Genomic DNA, 15,129 nt, shown 5'->3' on the forward strand with positions numbered 1-15,129 from the left:
ACGCCCGCTGCGCGCCGTGCCACGAGGGACCGAGGGGCGCTGACACGAACCTGGAAGGGTGCCGTGTCGTGGGCGTGCGAAGTCGACCCGGTGGCCCGGATCGCCACCAGAAGTGTACGGGACCCGCGAGGCCCCGGGTGACGCCGTTGTCCACAACCGGCCGGTGGTCCACAGCTACCAGCCATGATCGGCGGGTCCCCGGGACGCTGTCCCCATGCGAACGAAACGATGCGTGAGGGTGTGCGCACGCCTGGTCCTGCTGCTGGTCCTGACGGTGACCGCCCTGCTGTCCCCACCACCGGAACTGACGGCCGCCGGCCCGGACACGCCCCGGCCGGCCGACTCGGAGGATCATGCTCCGACCGGCTCGGGGGGTCATGCTCCGGCCGGGGCGGGGGGTCGTGTCCCGGCCGGCACGGAGGGCCGTCCTCCGGTCGATGCGGAGGCCCGTCTCCCCGCCGGCCCGGACGGCCCTGTCCCGGGCGGCCCTGTCCCGGGCGGCTCGCAGGACCGCGCTCCGGCCGGAGCGGAAGGCCGTGTCCCGGCCGACCCGGAGGGCCGTGTCCCAGCAGGCTCGGCGGACCGCGCCCCGGCCGGAGCGGCGGAGCGTGTCCCCGCCGACCCGGAAGATCACGTCTCGGGCGGCGCGGAGGGGCGTGTCCCGGCCGTCGGGCGGACGTGGCCCGTGGGGACGCGTCCCCGGGTCCTGCGCGGCTGGGAACCCCCGGCGACGCCGTACGGCCCGGGCCACCGGGGCGTGGACCTGGCGGCGCCACCCGGCGCGCCGGTACGGGCGGTGGCGGCGGGCCGGGTGTCCTTCGCGGGCCGCGTGGCGGGGCGGGGCGTGGTCTCGGTGGAGCTGCCCGGGACGGGTGACCCGCCGCTGCGGACGACGTACGAGCCGGTGCGGGCGTCGGTGGAGAAGGGCGACGCCGTCCTGGCGGGGCAGGTGATCGGCGCGGTGGAGCCCACGGGCTCGCACTGCGCGGCCCCCTGCGTCCACTGGGGCCTGCGCACGGGGAGGACGTACCTCGACCCGCTCTCCCTCCTCCCGCCCTGGCTGCTGAACGCGAGCCGGCCACGCCTGCTGCCGGTGCTGGGGGTGCCACCGGGCTCCTGACTTCCGCGGCCGGTGCAGCCGGCCTCCGGTGCCGGGAGTGCAGCCGGGCTCCTGATCTCCGCAGCCGGTGCAGCTCCGTCGCCGGGGAGGGAGGCGACGGGTACGCGGCCGGCCCGGTGCCGCCGGTGCACCTCGTCCCGGCCCGGCCGGCCTCAGCCCCCGACGCCCCGCAGGGCCATGCCGACCGCCGCCTCCGCGATCACTCCGGGCTCCTCCGCGGCCCCCAGCTCGATCCGCCGCACGGCCGCGTCCACGACGCCCTGGAGCAGCATCGCCGCCAGCCGGGGCTCGCCGTGCCCCAGTTCCGCGAGCGCCTCGACGATCATCGCGACGAGTCCGCCGTGGGCCGCCCGGATCTTCTCCCGGGCCCCCGCGTCCAGCTCGCTCGCGGAGATGGCGACCACGGCCCGGTGCCGCCGGTCGCCGACCAGCTCCAGCTGCTTGCGCACATACGCCTCGACCCGGGCCTCGGGCCCGTCCGCCGCGTCCATCGCCGCCGACACCTCCGCGGCCCAGACCGGGAAGTCGACCTCGCACAGCTCCTCGACCACGGCCGCCCGCGACCGGAAGTACTCGTACACGGACGATCGCGCGAGTCCCGTCCGCTCGGCGAGGGCCGGGAAGGTCAGGGCTTCCGTCCCGCCCTCGGACAGCAGGGAACGAGCCGCGTCCAGCAGGGCGGCACGCTGCATCGACCGGTGCTCGGCCACGGAGGCCGCTCGAATCCTTGGCACGTCGACCACTCTACGGACGCGCCCCCTCCGGCGGGAGTCACTCCGCGACTCCCTCCCGCCCGGCGCCCGCGCCCGGCTCCGCCCGACAGCCGCGGCCCGCCCGGGTTCAGCGCCCGAAGCTCGCCAGCTTGGCGCGCAGTTGCAGCACCGACTTGGTGTGGATCTGGCTCACCCGGCTCTCGGTCACACCGAGCACGTTGCCGATCTCGGCCAGCGTCAGCCCCTCGTAGTAGTACAGGGTGACGACGGTCTTCTCCCGTTCGGGGAGGGTGTTGATCGCCCGCGCCAGGAACCGTCTCAGCTCCCGGTCCTCGGCCACCTCGACCGGGTTGTCGGCGGCGGTGTCCTCCAGCGTGTCCATGAGGCTCAGCCGGTCGCCCTCGCCGCCGACGTGCAGCAGCTCCTCCAGCGCCACGACGTTGGCCAGCGACAACTGGCTGAAGACGGCGTGCAGTTCGTCCACCGCGATGCCCATCTCGGCGGCGACCTCGCCCTCCGTGGGCGTCCGCCGCAGCCGCGCCTCCAGGGTGGCGTAGGCCCGCTCCACGTTGCGCGCCTTCTGCCGCACCGACCGCGGGATCCAGTCCAGCGCCCGCAGCTCGTCGATCATCGCGCCGCGGATCCGCGTGATCGCGTACGTCTCGAACTTGATCTCCCGGTCGATGTCGAACTTCTCGATCGCGTCGATCAGCCCGAACACCCCGGAGGAGACGAAGTCCGCCTGCTCCACGTTGGGCGGCAGCCCTACGCTGACCCGGCCCGCGACGTACTTCACGAGCGGCGAGTAGTGCAGGATCAACTGCTCCCGCAGCCGCTCGTCCCCCGTCGCCTTGTACGACCGCCACAGCTCGTCGAGGGTCGAGGGGGCGGGCGGCCGCACGCTGCCACCGTCGCGGGCGGCAGGGGGGATCGCCGCCCGGTCGGGCCCGGAGGTGTGCTGGGGCATTCGTCGCCTTGTGCCGTTCTGCCGTGGAGTGGTGGTACCTGAGCGGGGTGTCTGTCTGATGTCGGGATGCCTGTCCGTGTCGGAATCCTCGTGAGCGTAGCGTGACTGAGGTGTCGCGGTGTGCGAAGGGCGGAGGCGGGACCATGCGCAGATACGTTCCGCAGGACGTCCCGCCGGGGCACGGCGGTCGCTCGGCGTGATCGCCCGGCCACCCCCAACTGGGTTAATTTGCAAGGCCCGTCGGGGTTTCCCCCGTACGGCGGAACCGGCACGGTCAGCACGGCCCGCGACCGCCCCGGAGCGAGGTCGTCGCCTGGCGTGTCAACTTCCAGCCGTCGCCGTGTCGTTCGACGTAACCGAGTGCCCGCAGTTCGTACAGCCTGGCGACCGCGTCGTCCGCCGAGGTCTGCGCGGAGCGCGCGATCTCCGTCGCCGGGGCCGCCCGGCGGGCCGGCAGCGCGGCGAGCACCTCCCGGGTGGCCGGCCCGAGCAGGTCCCGCGGCAGCACCGGTCCGCGCCGCTCCGGGGCCAGCTCCCCCATGGCGCCGACGAGCTCGACGACGTCCGCGGCGTCGGTGACCAGGACCGCGTCGGTGCGCAGCAGCTCGTGCACGCCCGCGGACAGGCCGCTGGTGGCCGGGCCGGGCACCCCCATCGTGTGACGGCCCAGCCGCCGCGCCGCCCGCGCCGTGGCCAGCGAGCCGCTGCGGTGGGCGGCCTCGACGACCACGGTGCCCCTGGTCAGTGCGGCGATCACCCGGTTGCGCAGGACGAACCGGCTCGGCGTCGGATGATCCCCGGGCGGCAGCTCTCCGACGACCAGTCCCTGGTCGGCGATCCTGGTGATCAGTTCGGTGTGGCCCTGCGGGTAGGGCCGGTCGACGCCGCAGGCCAGGACGGCGACGGTGGCCCCGCCGGCGCCCAGCGCCCCGCGGTGGGCGGCGCCGTCGACGCCGTACGCGCCGCCGGAGACGACGACCCAGCCCTGCTCGGCGAGCCCGGCGGCGATGGTGGCCGCCATGTGGGCCCCGTACTCGGTGCAGGCCCGCGCGCCCACGACCGCCACCGACCGCAGGGCCCACATCCGCAGACTGGGCCGCCCGCGCACCCACAGGCCCAGGGGGCGGGCATCCCCCAGGTCGTCGAGCTGCCCCGGCCACTCGCCGTCCCCGGGGCACACGAACCGCACCCCGGCCTCCCGTGCGGCGGCGAGGTCCCGGTGCGGCTCGGCCTGCTCGGCCCGGGCCCGCAGCCCCGTCCACCGCCTGGCGCTGACCCCCGGCAGCGGCCGTCCGCCGTCCCGCAGCCGCCGGACCACCTCCCGCGCCCCGAACTCCCGCACCCACCGCCCGCCGGCCTCGTCACCGGGCTCGACGACACGGGTGAGGAAGACCCGGGCGAGGAGCTCGTCGTCCGGGGCGCCCGTGGCGCTCACGCCGGTGCCCCGAGGGCCATGGGCACGCCCCGCGGCACCCCGGTGCGCAGTTGCAGGGCCAGGGCGACGTCCGTCGCGTCGGGGCGGTCGTGTCCGACGAGGTCGGCGACGGTCCAGGCGACGCGCAGCACCCGGTCGAGCCCGCGGGCGGTGAGGACGCCCCGTTCCAGGCTGCGCTCGGCCTCCTCCAGGGCGCCGGGGGCGGCGTACCAGCGGCTGCGCAGTTCCCGGCCGGGGATCTCGCTGTTGGTGCGCCACGGCGTACCGGCCAGGCGTGCCGCCGCCCGGGCGCGGGCCGCCCGCACCCGGCCGGCGACGACCGCGGTGGACTCGCCGGGCGTGCCGCGCGCGGCGAGCTCGGTGCGGGTCACGCGGTCCACCTCGACGCGCAGGTCGACGCGGTCGAGCAGCGGGCCGGACAGCCTCGCCTGGTAGCGGCGGATCGCCGAGGGCGGGCACTCGCACAGGGCGTCCTTCAGCGAGAAGCGTCCGCACGGGCACGGGTTGGCCGCCAGCACCATCAGGAACTTCGCCGGGAAGCGCACCACCCCCGCGCTGCGCGCGATCACGACGTGCCCGGCCTCCAGCGGCTGGCGCAGCGCGTCCAGCGCCCGGCCGCTGAACTCGGGCGTCTCGTCCAGGAAGAGGACCCCGCGGTGGGACAGCGACACGGCTCCGGGCCGGGCGATGCCGGGGCCGCCCCCGACGAGGGCCTGCATCGTGGCCGAGTGGTGCGGGGCGCAGTAGGGGGCGACGTCGATCATGGGTTTGCCCGGGGGCAGCAGGCCCGCCACCGAGTGCACGGCGGTGACCTCCAGGGCCTCCTGCCGGTCGAGCCGGGGCAGGAGGGTGGGCAGCCGCTCCGCGAGCATGGTCTTGCCGGCACCGGGCGGCCCCTCCAGGAACAGGTGGTGCCCGCCCGCCGCGGCGACCTCGACCGCGGTGCGGGCCGAGAGCTGGCCCACCACGTCCGCGAGGTCGTGGCCGTGGTCGTGCTGGGCCGCCCCGGCGCCGTGCATGCCCGTGGCGGCGCCGGTGCCCGGCACGCGCAGGCCGGCCAGCAGCGGGTCCGGGCGGCCCTGCTGGTCCGGTTCCTCGTCGGGCACGGGTTCGTCGGCGAGGACGGCGATCAGCTGGCGCAGGCTGCGGACCCCGAGCACGGACACCCCGGGCACGAGGGACGCCTCGGCGGCCGCGCCCTCCGGCACGACCACCTGCTCGTACCCCGCGTCCGCCGCGGCCAGCACCGCGGGCAGCACCCCCCGGACCGGCCGGACCCGGCCGTCCAGCCCGAGCTCCCCGATCATCACGATGTCGGCGAGGACCCGGGGGTCGATCCGCTCGGCGGCCCCGAGGACGGCCGCGGCGACGGCCAGGTCGAAGCCGCTGCCGCTCTTGGGCACGGACGCCGGGCTCAGGCCGACCGTCAGCTTCTTCTGGGGCCAGGCGGTGCCGGAGTTGACCACCGCGGCCCGCACCCGGTCCCGGCTCTCCGTCAGGCTCTTGTCGGGCAGCCCCACCAGGGTGAACGCCGCGACGCCCGGTTCGAGGTCGGCCTGCACCTCGACCACCACGCCCTCGACCCCCACCAGCGCCACCGAGCACGTACGGGCGAATCCCATCTCAGGCCACCCCCCGCACGTGCTCCACCAGGGGCGCTCCCCGGGCGGGCAGCAGCACGCCCACCACGTCGATGCGGACGCCGCCGGGCGGCGCTCCCCCGTGGGTCTGGATCCACCGCTCGGCCAGGTCGCGCAGCCGGCCGGCCTTCCGCGGGGTCACGGCGGCCATCGGATGCTGGAACGCGCCCGCCCTGCGGGTCTTCACCTCGCAGACGACCAGGACGTCCCCGTCCCGCGCCACGATGTCGATCTCTCCGGTCCTGCCGCAGCGCCAGTTACGCTCGAGGACCGTCAGTCCTGCCGCGGCCAGCCGCCGCGCGGCCAGGTTCTCGCCGTACCTGCCCAGTGCGCTGCGTGCCCGATGGGTGTTCATGTCGGCACCACCTCCGGTGCCCACGGTCACGCACCCGGCCCACCGGAGTGGATCTTGGTGCGTTACTCACCGGTTGTGGACAACTCCGTCACCCGCACGGGGGGACGGAACCGGGCCGGGTCCGGCGCCGGGCCGGACCCGGCCGCCGCTCGGCCGCCGGCCCCGGCCCGGCCGCCGGCCTCCGGCCTCCGCTCAGCCGCCCGGCAGCTCCAGATCGCTCTTGTTGAGCTCCTCGATGTTCACGTCCTTGAACGTGAGGACCCGGACCTGCTTCACGAAGCGGGCCGGCCGGTACATGTCCCACACCCAGGCGTCCGCCATGGACACCTCGAAGAACACCTCGCCCTGGACCGAGTGCACCTGCATCTCGTAGTCGTTGGTGAGGTAGAAGCGCCGCTCGGTCTCGATCACGTATTTGAACAGACCGACGACATCGCGGTACTCCCGGTAGAGCTTCAGCTCCATCTCGGTCTCGTACTTCTCGAGGTCCTCGGCGCTCATGGCATGTTCCCCTTCAGCCGTGCGATCCCACCATTGTGCGCCAGTCCCCTGGGCCGCTAGACGATTTCCGGGTCTAGGGTCACGGGCCTGGCCGGGGGACCTTCGTCGAGCAGCGTGCGCAGCAGCTCGGCGAGTCTGGTCGGATACACCGTCTCATGTGCCCGGGTCAGTTCCCGGCACGTCCACCAGCGCGCTCCGGCGACACTGCGCCGTTCCAGCTCGGTCAGCGCCGTGGCCCCGGTCGCCGTCCGCTCGGTACGGGCCAGGTAGTACCACTCGTCCTGGTCCCAGCGGCGGCCGGCGAACGGGAAGGAGCACCGGCGCCGCCACAGCACCGGGCCGAGCTCGACCTCGGTGATGCCGGTCTCCTCGGCGAGTTCCCGCAGGGCGGCCTGTTCACGGGTCTCGTCGCCCTCCACGCCGCCGCCGGGCGTGAACCACCAGTCGTCGGCCGGATCGTCCGGCTCGTGCCCGTGCAGCAGCAGGATCCGGTCCCGCGGGTCGAGCAGCACCACCCGGGCGACCTTGCGCAGCCCGCCCGCGTAGGTGTCCTGCTCCGTCCGCCCGGCCTCAGCGGACACCGGCGGGCTCCGCGTTCGCCCGGCTCCGGGCCCGGGCCGCTCCCGCGCGCTGGGCGATCGGACCGTAGGCGGCTCCGCCGAGCACGAGCACGGCTCCGGCGGTCACCGCCGCGACGATCGTGCGCAGCGGACCGGGCGTGGAGAGGGGGCCGAGGGTCTCGAAGCCGGCGGGGCGCTCCAGCATGCCGTCCACGGGCCACACGACGGCGTCGACCCGGGCGTCCACGGCGTCGCGCGCCACCGTGCCGCCGGCCGCGTCGGTGAGGTGGGCGGTGGAGTCCAGGGAGGTGCGGCGCTCGTCGCCGAGCAGGAACAGACGGCCCTCGGGGACGGTCACGGCCGGGAACTTCGCGGCCCCGCCCGCCGTGTCCGCGGGGAGATACGGTTCGTCGATCTCCTTGCCGTTGACCTTCAGCCTGCCGTCCTGGCAGCAGGAGACGGTGTCGCCGCCGACGGCGACCACCCGCTTGACGATGGGCGCGTCGGCCCAGGTCGCGTCCCGGAAGACGACGACGTCACCACGGCGCACGGCATCGCCGTCGACGCGCTGCGCCAGCACGCGGGCGCCCGCGCCGATCGTCGGGGTCATGGAGTCGGTGGGCACGGTGTACGGCCGGTAGACCACCGCTCCCCAGGCGAATCCCCCGAGGAACAGCACCAGGCCCAGCGCCACGGCCAGCCCGGACAGCCGCTGCCCGGTCCGTCCGCCGACCGGGCCGCTGTTCGTGCCGCCGCTGCGCGGCGCCGTACGCGACGTGCTCTCACCACCCATGGGTCCGCACCCTACCCGGCGGTACCCGGCCCGGTCAGCCCTTCCGTCCCGGCCGGGGAGGCGGCGGTTCCGGCCGCTCCCCCGGCGGAGTCCGGCCGGCGGCCGGGCCGGTCGACGGCACCGGCCGCTCCCGCGTCGCGGGGCCGGGCACGGCGCGCGGCGGGGTTCAGCGCGTCCCGGCGACCGCCGGCCGCCTGCGGCGCCACAGCACCACCGGCAGCACTCCGGCCAGCGCGAGGGCGTTCGGCACCACCACCGGGGCCGCGGCCGCCGCCCGGTCGTCCAGGCCCGGCTGGTCGAAGGTGTCCGGCACCGGCAGGGTGGCCCAGCGGTTGACCGGCCAGGCGACGACGATGGCCCGCCCGACGACCTCGTCCACCGGGACCATGCCGTTGTGCTTGTCCGCGCGGTTGTAGCGCGAGTCCCGCGAGTTCTGGCGGTGGTCGCCCATGACCCAGAGGTAGCCCTCGGGGACCTTGACCTTGAACTGGCCGCCCTGGTCGTCCATGCTGCACGGCGTGTTGCCGGGGTAGACGTACGGCTCGTTGAGCGCCTTGCCGTTCACCTTCAGCGGGCCGGTCTTGGTGCACTCGACGGTGTCGCCGCCGACGCCGACGACCCGCTTGATGAGGTCCTTCTCCTCCGCGGACGGCATGAGGCCGATCCAGCTGAGGAACGTCTGGAAGGCGTTCGGGTCGGCCACCGGCTCGCCCGCCAGCCAGTTGTCCGGGTCGTGGAAGACGACGACCTCGCCGCGCTCGGGCTCGGAGCCGAACCACGGGGTCAGCTTGTCGACCAGGACCCGGTCGCCCTGCTGGAGCGTGTTCTGCATCGAGTCGGAGGGGATGGAGAACGCCTGCACCAGGAAGGTCTTGATCAGCAACGCGAGCACCAGCGCGATGACGATCAGGATGGGCAGCTCCTTCCAGAAGGAGCGCTGCTTCCTGACCGGGGGCGTGTCGCCCGGCCCGTCGTCCTCGGTCCTGTACTGCTCGCCCGTCACCCTGCCGTCCTCGGCCGTCTCGGAGTCACTCCCGGAGGTCACGGCGCTGTCCGCGACCGGGCCGGCCGACTCCGCGGGGCGCCCGCGGTGCTCCTCGCCGTCGTGCCCGGACCGTGCGCCAACCGCCACATCCCCCACGCCAACTCCTCACTCTGTGCTGCCGCCTGCCCCACACACGGCGCAGGCCCACCACTCCCATAACGAGCGGGAGTTCCGCAGGGCTCGGGAGCTGGATCGTTCCGTTCGATTCTTCGGGGGCAACCCTATGCGACAGCCGTGGGGCAGCGGTCGACCCGGCGGCCGCGTCGGACACCGAAGCGTAGGTTTTCGGCTCCTCCAGGGTGGTCCAGTGGTTCAGCGGCCAGGCGATGAACATGGCCCGCCCCACCACCTCGTCCTCGGAGACCGTGCCGCCGTACTCGGTGTTCTGGTGGACCCGGGAGTCGGCGGAGTTGGACCGGTGATCGCCCATCACCCACAGCCGGCCCCGGGGGACGGTGACCTCGAACGGCGTGGTGGACGGGGCGTTGCCGGGATACAGGTAGTCCTCCTGCAGGGGCACGCCGTTGACGGTGACGCGTCCCTGCGCGTCACAGCACTTGACCTGGTCCCCGCCGACGCCGACGACCCGCTTGATCAGGTCCTTCTCGTCGTCGGACGGCAGCAGGCCGATGAAGGTGAGCCCTTCCTTGACCTGCTTGACGACGACGGGGTCCTCCTTCTTGACCGTGGTCTGCTCGTCGTTGAGCCAGCCGCCGGGGTCCTTGAAGACGACGACGTCCCCGCGCTGCGGCTTGGAGCCGAACCAGGGGGTGAGCTTGTCGACCAGGACCCGGTCGCCGATCTGGATCGTCTGCTCCATGGAGCCGGACGGGATGACGAAGGCCTGGACGAGGAACGTCTTCAGCACGAGCGCTATGAGGACGGCCACGCCGATCAGGAGCGGTATCTCCTTGACGGCGCTGCGCCTGCGCTTGCGCTTGACCTTGCGCTGGAGCCGGCGCCGCTCGGCGCGGGTGCGGCCGGCGGCCGGTCCGCCGGCGCGCCGGGCACCGGTGGGCAGCAGGTTCTCGGCGGGGCTCGCGGGCGCCCCGCGGGGCTTGCCGCGGCTACCCATGGGCACCCGTCCCGGTGGTCGGTCCGCCCACCTCGCGGGCGGGCACGCGCGCGTAGGCGTCCGGGCGGTGCAGGCGGGTGGCGTGGGAGAAGGGCCAGACGATCCAGTCGGCACGGCCGATCACCGCGCGCACCGGGACCATGCCGCCGCCCGGCGAGCCGAGGTGGTCCCGGGAGTCGCTGGAGTCGCTGCGGTGGTCGCCGAGGACGAAGAGCCTGCCGTCGGGGACGACGACGTCGAAGGGCACCGCGGACGGACGGTCGCCGGGGTAGAGGAAGGTCGACTCGTCGACCGACCGGCCGTTCACCTGGACACTCCCCTCCTTGTCGCAGCAGACCACGTGGTCTCCCCCCACACCGACAACGCGTTTGATGTAGTCGGCGTCCCCGAAGGAGCCGGTGCCGTCGAAGACGACGACGTCACCGCGCCGCGGCTCGGCCCCGAAACGGTACGCCAACTTATTTACGAGAACCCGGTCCCCGATCCTCAATCCCTGCTCCATGGATCCGCTGGGAATCTGGAAGGGCCGCAGCACGAAGGTGTTGAGCAGCAGCAGGAACACGAGGAAGACGAGCACGGCCAGGGTGGTCCGCCCGCCCGGGAGCCAGTCCGCGGTCCGCGACACCAACGCGAAACGCGACCGTTCCCCCACGCCCCGCGGCTCCGAGGGCTGCTCGGAGTCGGAAGGGCGGGAGGAGCGGTCGCGCTCCGTCGGCTGTTCGGTGTCCATCGAGGCCAGATGCTATCCGGCCGCGCTGTGCACCCGGGGAGCGTGCTCCCCGGGAAGCGCTCAGTTCTCGCGCTTCTCCTTGATCTTCGCCGCCTTGCCGCGCAGCTCGCGCAGGTAGTACAGCTTGGCGCGACGCACGTCACCGCGGGTGACGAGCTCGATCTTCTCCACGATCGGGGTGTGCACCGGGAAGGTGCGCTCGACGCCGACGGAGAAGGAGACCTTGCGGACCGTGAAGGTCTCGCGCACGCCGGAGCCCTGGCGGCGGATGACGACGCCCTTGAACTGCTGCACGCGGGAGCGGTTGCCCTCGATGACGCGGACGTGGACGTTCACGGTGTCGCCGGGGCGGAAGGCCGGGACGTCGCTGCGCAGCGACGCGGCGTCGACGGTGTCGAGCAGGTGAGACATTTCGTCTGCTTTCTTCGTTGATGCCGCAGGTCATCAACGGCAACTAGAGGTTCGGATCACTGGGGTGCGCATCGGGGCGGGCGTCGTGTCCCCCTGCGGCAGGGGCGCACGCCGGACGGCGCACAGCAGCGGCCTATTCTTCCACGCCTTCCGCCCTGCGCCAAAACCGGCCGTACGGCTCGCCCTCGGGGTCCGGTTCCCAGCCCAGGATGGAGAGCATCTCGCGGTCCTTCTTGTCGAAGGCCTTCGGGTCGCAGCGCTCGACGAGGTCGGGCCGGTGCGCGGTGGTGCGCCGCAGGGCCTCGTCGCGGCGCCAGCGGGCGATCTTCCCGTGGTGGCCGCTGAGCAGCACGTCGGGGATGTCCCGGCCGCGCCACACGGGCGGCTTGGTGTAGACGGGGCCCTCCAGGAGGTTCGCCATGGCACCGGGGGCGAAGGAGTCGTCGCGGTGGGACTCGGCGTTGCCGAGGACACCGGGCAGCAGCCGTGCCACGGCCTCGGTGACGACGAGGACGGCCGCCTCGCCGCCGGCGAGGACGTAGTCGCCGATGGAGACCTCGTACACCGGCACGCGGGTGGCGTACTCGTCGATGACGCGCCGGTCGATGCCCTCGTAGCGGGCGGGCGTGAAGATCAGCCACGGCCGCTCGGAGAGGTGGACGGCGAGTTCCTGGGTGAAGGGACGGCCGCTGGGGGTGGGCACGATCAGGGCCGGCGCGTGGGAGCCGGTCTCGTAGCCGTCGGCGAGGACGGAGTCGAGGGCGTCCCCCCAGGGCTCGGTCTTCATGACCATGCCGGGGCCGCCGCCGTAGGGGGTGTCGTCGACGGTGTGGTGGCGGTCGTGGGTCCAGGAGCGCAGGTCGTGCACGTGCACGTTCAGCTGTCCACGCGCGCGTGCCTTGCCGACGAGGGAGACGTTCAGCGGTTCCAGGTACTCGGGGAAGATCGTGACGACGTCGAGCCTCATGCGCTGTCGTCCCTCGACGAGGCGATCTCCGCGCGGTCGTCGATCAGGCCCGGCGGCGGGTCGATGACGGCCCGCTGCTCCTCCAGGTCGATCTCGGTGACGATCTCCTGGACGAACGGGACGAGCACCTCGGTGCCGTCGGGGCGCTCGACCACGAAGAGGTCCTGGTAGGGCAGGTGCGAGACCTCGGTGATCCGGCCGACCTCCGCGCCGTCCCGGGTGACGACGTCGAGGTCGATCAGCTGGTGGTCGTAGTACTCGTCCTCGCCCTCGGGCAGTTCGTCGGGGTCGACGTCGGCGATCAGGAGGGTGTTGCGCAGCGCCTCGGCGGCGGTGCGGTCGCGCACGCCCTCGAAGCGCAGCAGGAGGCGGCCGCTGTGGACACGGCCCGACTCGATGGTCAGCGGCCCGGTCGAGGCCGGGTCGGTGGCCAGGACGGCGCCGGGGGCGAGCCTGACCTCCGGTTCGTCGGTGCGTACCTCGACGGTGACCTCGCCCTTGATGCCGTGGGCGCGGCCGATGCGAGCGACTACCAGCTGCACGGTGCTTGGTTCTCCTGATCGGACGACTGCGAGCCGAAGCGGCTCGTACGACTGCGGGCCGGGGACGGCCCAGTGGCCCTCCCCGGCCCGAGCCGGTGCTGCGAAGCGTCAGCGGACGTTGTCCACGTCGACGAGGTCGACACGGACGCCGCGGCCGCCGATGGCGCCCACGACGGTGCGCAGAGCGCGTGCGGTACGGCCGTTGCGACCGATCACCTTGCCGAGATCGTCGGGGTGGACCCGGACCTCGAGCACCCGTCCGCGGCGCAGGTCGCGCGAGGCGACCTGCACATCGTCAGGGTTGTCGACGATGCCCTTCACGAGGTGCTCGAGAGCCTCCTCGAGCATGCTCAGGCCTCGGTCGACTCGGACTCGGCGGAGGCCTCGTCCTTCTTCTCAGCCTTCTTCTTCTGGGTGATCGCCTCACCCTTGCCCTCGTCGTCGCCACCGAGGGCCTCGAACGACGGGCGCGCGGGCTTGTCGGCCGGCGTCAGCAGCGGAGCCGGGGCGGGCTCGCCCTTGAACTTCTGCCAGTCGCCGGTCTTCTTCAGGATGGCGAGCACGGGCTCGGTCGGCTGGGCGCCGACGGAGAGCCAGTACGCCACGCGCTCGCTGTCGACCTCCATGACGGACGGGTTGTACGTCGGGTGGTACTTGCCGATCTCCTCGATGGCCCGGCCGTCACGGCGGGTACGGGAGTCGGCGACGACGATGCGGTAGTGAGGCGAACGGATCTTGCCCAGACGCTTCAGCTTGATCTTGACTGCCACGGGAGTGGAATCTCCTGGATTTGACGTGGTTGGGCACGGCGGGACGGCCGCGTGGGGTTGCGGTACCCGAGTGCCCGATGGACGCGTCAGCCGGAGGAGAGAGGGGTCCTGTGCGGCTGTCGAGTACAGCTAGCCATTGTGCCACACCCTGGGGGCCGCCCTGAGCCGAGGGTGCGGTGACGTGCGTGCGGCCGTGCGGGAGCGGCGCCCGGCGCGGCAGCGGCCGCGCCGGGCGCCGAGGGCCGTCCCGCCCGCTCTCCCCGTGCGCGGGCCGGGGCTCCCCGCCGCCCCGGCGGCACGACCGCGCACGGATCGCGCAGGACCCGGCGTCCCCACCGCGCTGGACCGGCAGCCACGAGATGCCGGTGCGCGCCGCGGGAGGGACGTCAGCCGGCCACCGCTCCCGCGCCCACCGCCTCGGGGATGCGGAACGGCTTGCCGCAGCCGCCGCACACGATCGGGGCCTGGGCCAGGACGGACGGGACGACCCGGACGTTGCGGCCGCAGTCGCAGACCGCCTTGACGCGCACCCCTCCGCCGGAGGAGCCGTGCCGGGCGGCCGGGCCGCGGAAGGTGCGGGCGGTGTCCGCCGAGGTCGCGGCGGAGTGGGCCTTCAGGGCGCGCTGCAGCCGCTCCGTCGTGGGGCGGTAGCGGCGCTTCGCCTCGGGCGTGAGCGAGACCAGGGAGAAGCCGCTGCTGGGGTGCGGTTCCTCCGGGTGGTCCAGGCCCAGCTCCTCGGCGATCGCGAGGAATCTGCGGTTGTGGTACCGGCCGGCGCGGGAGGTGTCGCGTACTCCGCGCGCTGCGGCGATGCCGTGGACTGCTTCGTGAAGCAGTCGCTCGAAGGAGAGCTCGTGTCCGCAGGCGGACGACGATTCTCCGATCAGTGACTCGGGCGCGGCAAGATCGGGCAGCTCGGGGTGGTACCGCTGAATGTCGGCCCACGCCTGCGCCAGCTCTGCGGCGAGAACAGGTGGTGTCGTGCTCACGTAATGACAACGAGCCTGGGTACCGCTGTGTTCCTATTCCGGGGCATCCCAAATAATTTGCACGTACCCGTCAGTCGGTGTTGATGCGACCTGACGAGGGCGGGTGCGCTGATCTGCGGAGAAGCCGCACAGCTCGTACCAAGCCGGTGCGTAGTCCGACGTACGCACCGGCGGGTAGGCGGCGTTCGTACGCCGGTGCGACAGTGGCGCGCGGTTGCACAAGGGGCGTTTCGGTCGCTTGCCCGCGCCCGGCGCCTTCCCGGCCGGCGCGCGCGGCCACTGCGACGTTACCGGTCGCGTCTCCGGTGTCCGGCGCCGACCCGCCCTCCGCGCCCGCGCGCCGGAAGACCGGTGCCTCCTCGGGCGGCCCGGCCCCGTGCGCCCCGTCCGGCGCCGCGGGCGGGGCGCCGGACCGGCCGCCGGCGACCGGCGGCCTCGTCGGCCGGCGGCGCTCCGGACGTGCTCGGCGACGCGGACGGCGGCCGTCTCCCGCACCTCCGCGACCTTGGCCGGAAC

At 73.7% G+C, this 15,129-nt stretch carries 18 protein-coding genes; 1 reads left to right on the forward strand and 17 read right to left on the reverse strand.

Annotated features, from left to right (window positions below; genetic code table 11):
* Positions 1–304 precede the first annotated feature (304 nt).
* Entirely contained in the window at positions 305–1,120 is an 816-nt protein-coding gene (locus ACIF8T_RS16545; protein WP_400035863.1) for a murein hydrolase activator EnvC family protein, read from the forward strand.
* A gap of 152 nt (positions 1,121–1,272) precedes the next feature.
* Here the strand turns inward: ACIF8T_RS16545 and ACIF8T_RS16550 are convergent, their stop codons facing one another.
* The 17 genes from ACIF8T_RS16550 to ACIF8T_RS16630 all read right to left on the reverse strand — a co-directional run bounded on the left by ACIF8T_RS16550 (position 1,273) and on the right by ACIF8T_RS16630 (position 14,613).
* A complete protein-coding gene (locus ACIF8T_RS16550; protein ID WP_400035865.1) occupies positions 1,273–1,830 on the reverse strand; it encodes a TetR/AcrR family transcriptional regulator in 558 nt (185 codons plus the stop codon).
* Between the two features lie 130 nt (positions 1,831–1,960).
* Positions 1,961–2,800, reverse strand: coding sequence for an RNA polymerase sigma factor WhiG (gene whiG / locus ACIF8T_RS16555; protein WP_400035563.1), 840 nt, complete (start codon positions 2,798–2,800; stop codon positions 1,961–1,963).
* A 274-nt stretch (positions 2,801–3,074) separates the two neighbouring features.
* Positions 3,075–4,235, reverse strand: a complete 1,161-nt coding sequence (gene dprA, locus ACIF8T_RS16560; RefSeq protein WP_400035565.1) for a DNA-processing protein DprA — start codon at positions 4,233–4,235, stop codon at positions 3,075–3,077.
* On the reverse strand, positions 4,232–5,857 hold the full coding sequence (locus ACIF8T_RS16565) for a YifB family Mg chelatase-like AAA ATPase (protein ID WP_400035567.1): 1,626 nt from the start codon (positions 5,855–5,857) through the stop codon (positions 4,232–4,234). Before ACIF8T_RS16565 ends, dprA begins: the two co-directional genes overlap by 4 nt.
* 1 nt (position 5,858) lies before the next feature.
* Positions 5,859–6,260, reverse strand: a complete 402-nt coding sequence (locus ACIF8T_RS16570; RefSeq protein WP_400035569.1) for a YraN family protein — start codon at positions 6,258–6,260, stop codon at positions 5,859–5,861.
* Positions 6,261–6,422: 162 nt separating this feature from the next.
* Entirely contained in the window at positions 6,423–6,731 is a 309-nt protein-coding gene (locus tag ACIF8T_RS16575; RefSeq protein ID WP_003965949.1) for a DUF2469 domain-containing protein, read from the reverse strand.
* Positions 6,732–6,787: 56 nt separating this feature from the next.
* A complete protein-coding gene (locus ACIF8T_RS16580; protein WP_400035571.1) occupies positions 6,788–7,312 on the reverse strand; it encodes an NUDIX hydrolase in 525 nt (174 codons plus the stop codon).
* Positions 7,302–8,084 (reverse strand): signal peptidase I, encoded by a 783-nt coding sequence (gene lepB / locus ACIF8T_RS16585; RefSeq protein WP_400035573.1) that lies wholly within the window; start codon positions 8,082–8,084, stop codon positions 7,302–7,304. Before lepB (ACIF8T_RS16585) ends, ACIF8T_RS16580 begins: the two co-directional genes overlap by 11 nt.
* A gap of 166 nt (positions 8,085–8,250) precedes the next feature.
* A complete protein-coding gene (lepB, locus tag ACIF8T_RS16590) occupies positions 8,251–9,225 on the reverse strand; it encodes a signal peptidase I (RefSeq protein ID WP_400035574.1) in 975 nt (324 codons plus the stop codon).
* Entirely contained in the window at positions 9,113–10,204 is a 1,092-nt protein-coding gene (gene lepB / locus ACIF8T_RS16595) for a signal peptidase I (protein WP_400035576.1), read from the reverse strand. The genes lepB (ACIF8T_RS16590) and lepB (ACIF8T_RS16595) overlap by 113 nt, the downstream gene beginning before the upstream one ends.
* Complete coding sequence (gene lepB, locus ACIF8T_RS16600; protein WP_400035578.1) at positions 10,197–10,934, reverse strand: signal peptidase I; 738 nt, start codon at positions 10,932–10,934, stop codon at positions 10,197–10,199. The genes lepB (ACIF8T_RS16595) and lepB (ACIF8T_RS16600) overlap by 8 nt, the downstream gene beginning before the upstream one ends.
* 60 nt (positions 10,935–10,994) lie before the next feature.
* Positions 10,995–11,345 carry a 50S ribosomal protein L19 gene (gene rplS, locus ACIF8T_RS16605; RefSeq protein WP_199212174.1) on the reverse strand — a complete coding sequence of 117 codons (351 nt, stop codon included), beginning with the start codon at positions 11,343–11,345 and terminating at the stop codon, positions 10,995–10,997.
* 133 nt (positions 11,346–11,478) lie between these two features.
* Complete coding sequence (gene trmD / locus ACIF8T_RS16610; protein ID WP_400035581.1) at positions 11,479–12,312, reverse strand: tRNA (guanosine(37)-N1)-methyltransferase TrmD; 834 nt, start codon at positions 12,310–12,312, stop codon at positions 11,479–11,481.
* Positions 12,309–12,854 (reverse strand): ribosome maturation factor RimM, encoded by a 546-nt coding sequence (gene rimM, locus ACIF8T_RS16615; RefSeq protein WP_400035583.1) that lies wholly within the window; start codon positions 12,852–12,854, stop codon positions 12,309–12,311. The genes trmD and rimM overlap by 4 nt, the downstream gene beginning before the upstream one ends.
* A gap of 108 nt (positions 12,855–12,962) precedes the next feature.
* On the reverse strand, positions 12,963–13,202 hold the full coding sequence (locus ACIF8T_RS16620) for an RNA-binding protein (protein WP_389825905.1): 240 nt from the start codon (positions 13,200–13,202) through the stop codon (positions 12,963–12,965).
* Positions 13,203–13,204: 2 nt separating this feature from the next.
* Positions 13,205–13,624 carry a 30S ribosomal protein S16 gene (rpsP, locus tag ACIF8T_RS16625; protein ID WP_400035585.1) on the reverse strand — a complete coding sequence of 140 codons (420 nt, stop codon included), beginning with the start codon at positions 13,622–13,624 and terminating at the stop codon, positions 13,205–13,207.
* Between the two features lie 386 nt (positions 13,625–14,010).
* On the reverse strand, positions 14,011–14,613 hold the full coding sequence (locus tag ACIF8T_RS16630; protein WP_400035587.1) for a hypothetical protein: 603 nt from the start codon (positions 14,611–14,613) through the stop codon (positions 14,011–14,013).
* Positions 14,614–15,129 lie beyond the last annotated feature (516 nt).

The organism is Streptomyces sp. NPDC085946 (assembly GCF_044540485.1).
GTDB lineage: Bacteria > Actinomycetota > Actinomycetes > Streptomycetales > Streptomycetaceae > Streptomyces.

Excerpts from the sequence above, each read along its gene's own strand:
- lepB (WP_400035578.1), bottom strand. The coding sequence starts at position 10,934 with ATGGACACCGAACAGCCGACGGAGCGCGACCGCTCCTCCCGCCCTTCC.
- trmD (WP_400035581.1), bottom strand. The coding sequence starts at position 12,312 with ATGAGGCTCGACGTCGTCACGATCTTCCCCGAGTACCTGGAACCGCTG.
- ACIF8T_RS16565 (WP_400035567.1), bottom strand. The coding sequence starts at position 5,857 with ATGGGATTCGCCCGTACGTGCTCGGTGGCGCTGGTGGGGGTCGAGGGC.
- lepB (WP_400035576.1), bottom strand. The coding sequence starts at position 10,204 with ATGGGTAGCCGCGGCAAGCCCCGCGGGGCGCCCGCGAGCCCCGCCGAG.
- rplS (WP_199212174.1), bottom strand. The coding sequence starts at position 11,345 with ATGTCTCACCTGCTCGACACCGTCGACGCCGCGTCGCTGCGCAGCGAC.
- ACIF8T_RS16620 (WP_389825905.1), bottom strand. The coding sequence starts at position 13,202 with ATGCTCGAGGAGGCTCTCGAGCACCTCGTGAAGGGCATCGTCGACAAC.
- whiG (WP_400035563.1), bottom strand. The coding sequence starts at position 2,800 with ATGCCCCAGCACACCTCCGGGCCCGACCGGGCGGCGATCCCCCCTGCC.
- ACIF8T_RS16575 (WP_003965949.1), bottom strand. The coding sequence starts at position 6,731 with ATGAGCGCCGAGGACCTCGAGAAGTACGAGACCGAGATGGAGCTGAAG.
- lepB (WP_400035573.1), bottom strand. The coding sequence starts at position 8,084 with ATGGGTGGTGAGAGCACGTCGCGTACGGCGCCGCGCAGCGGCGGCACG.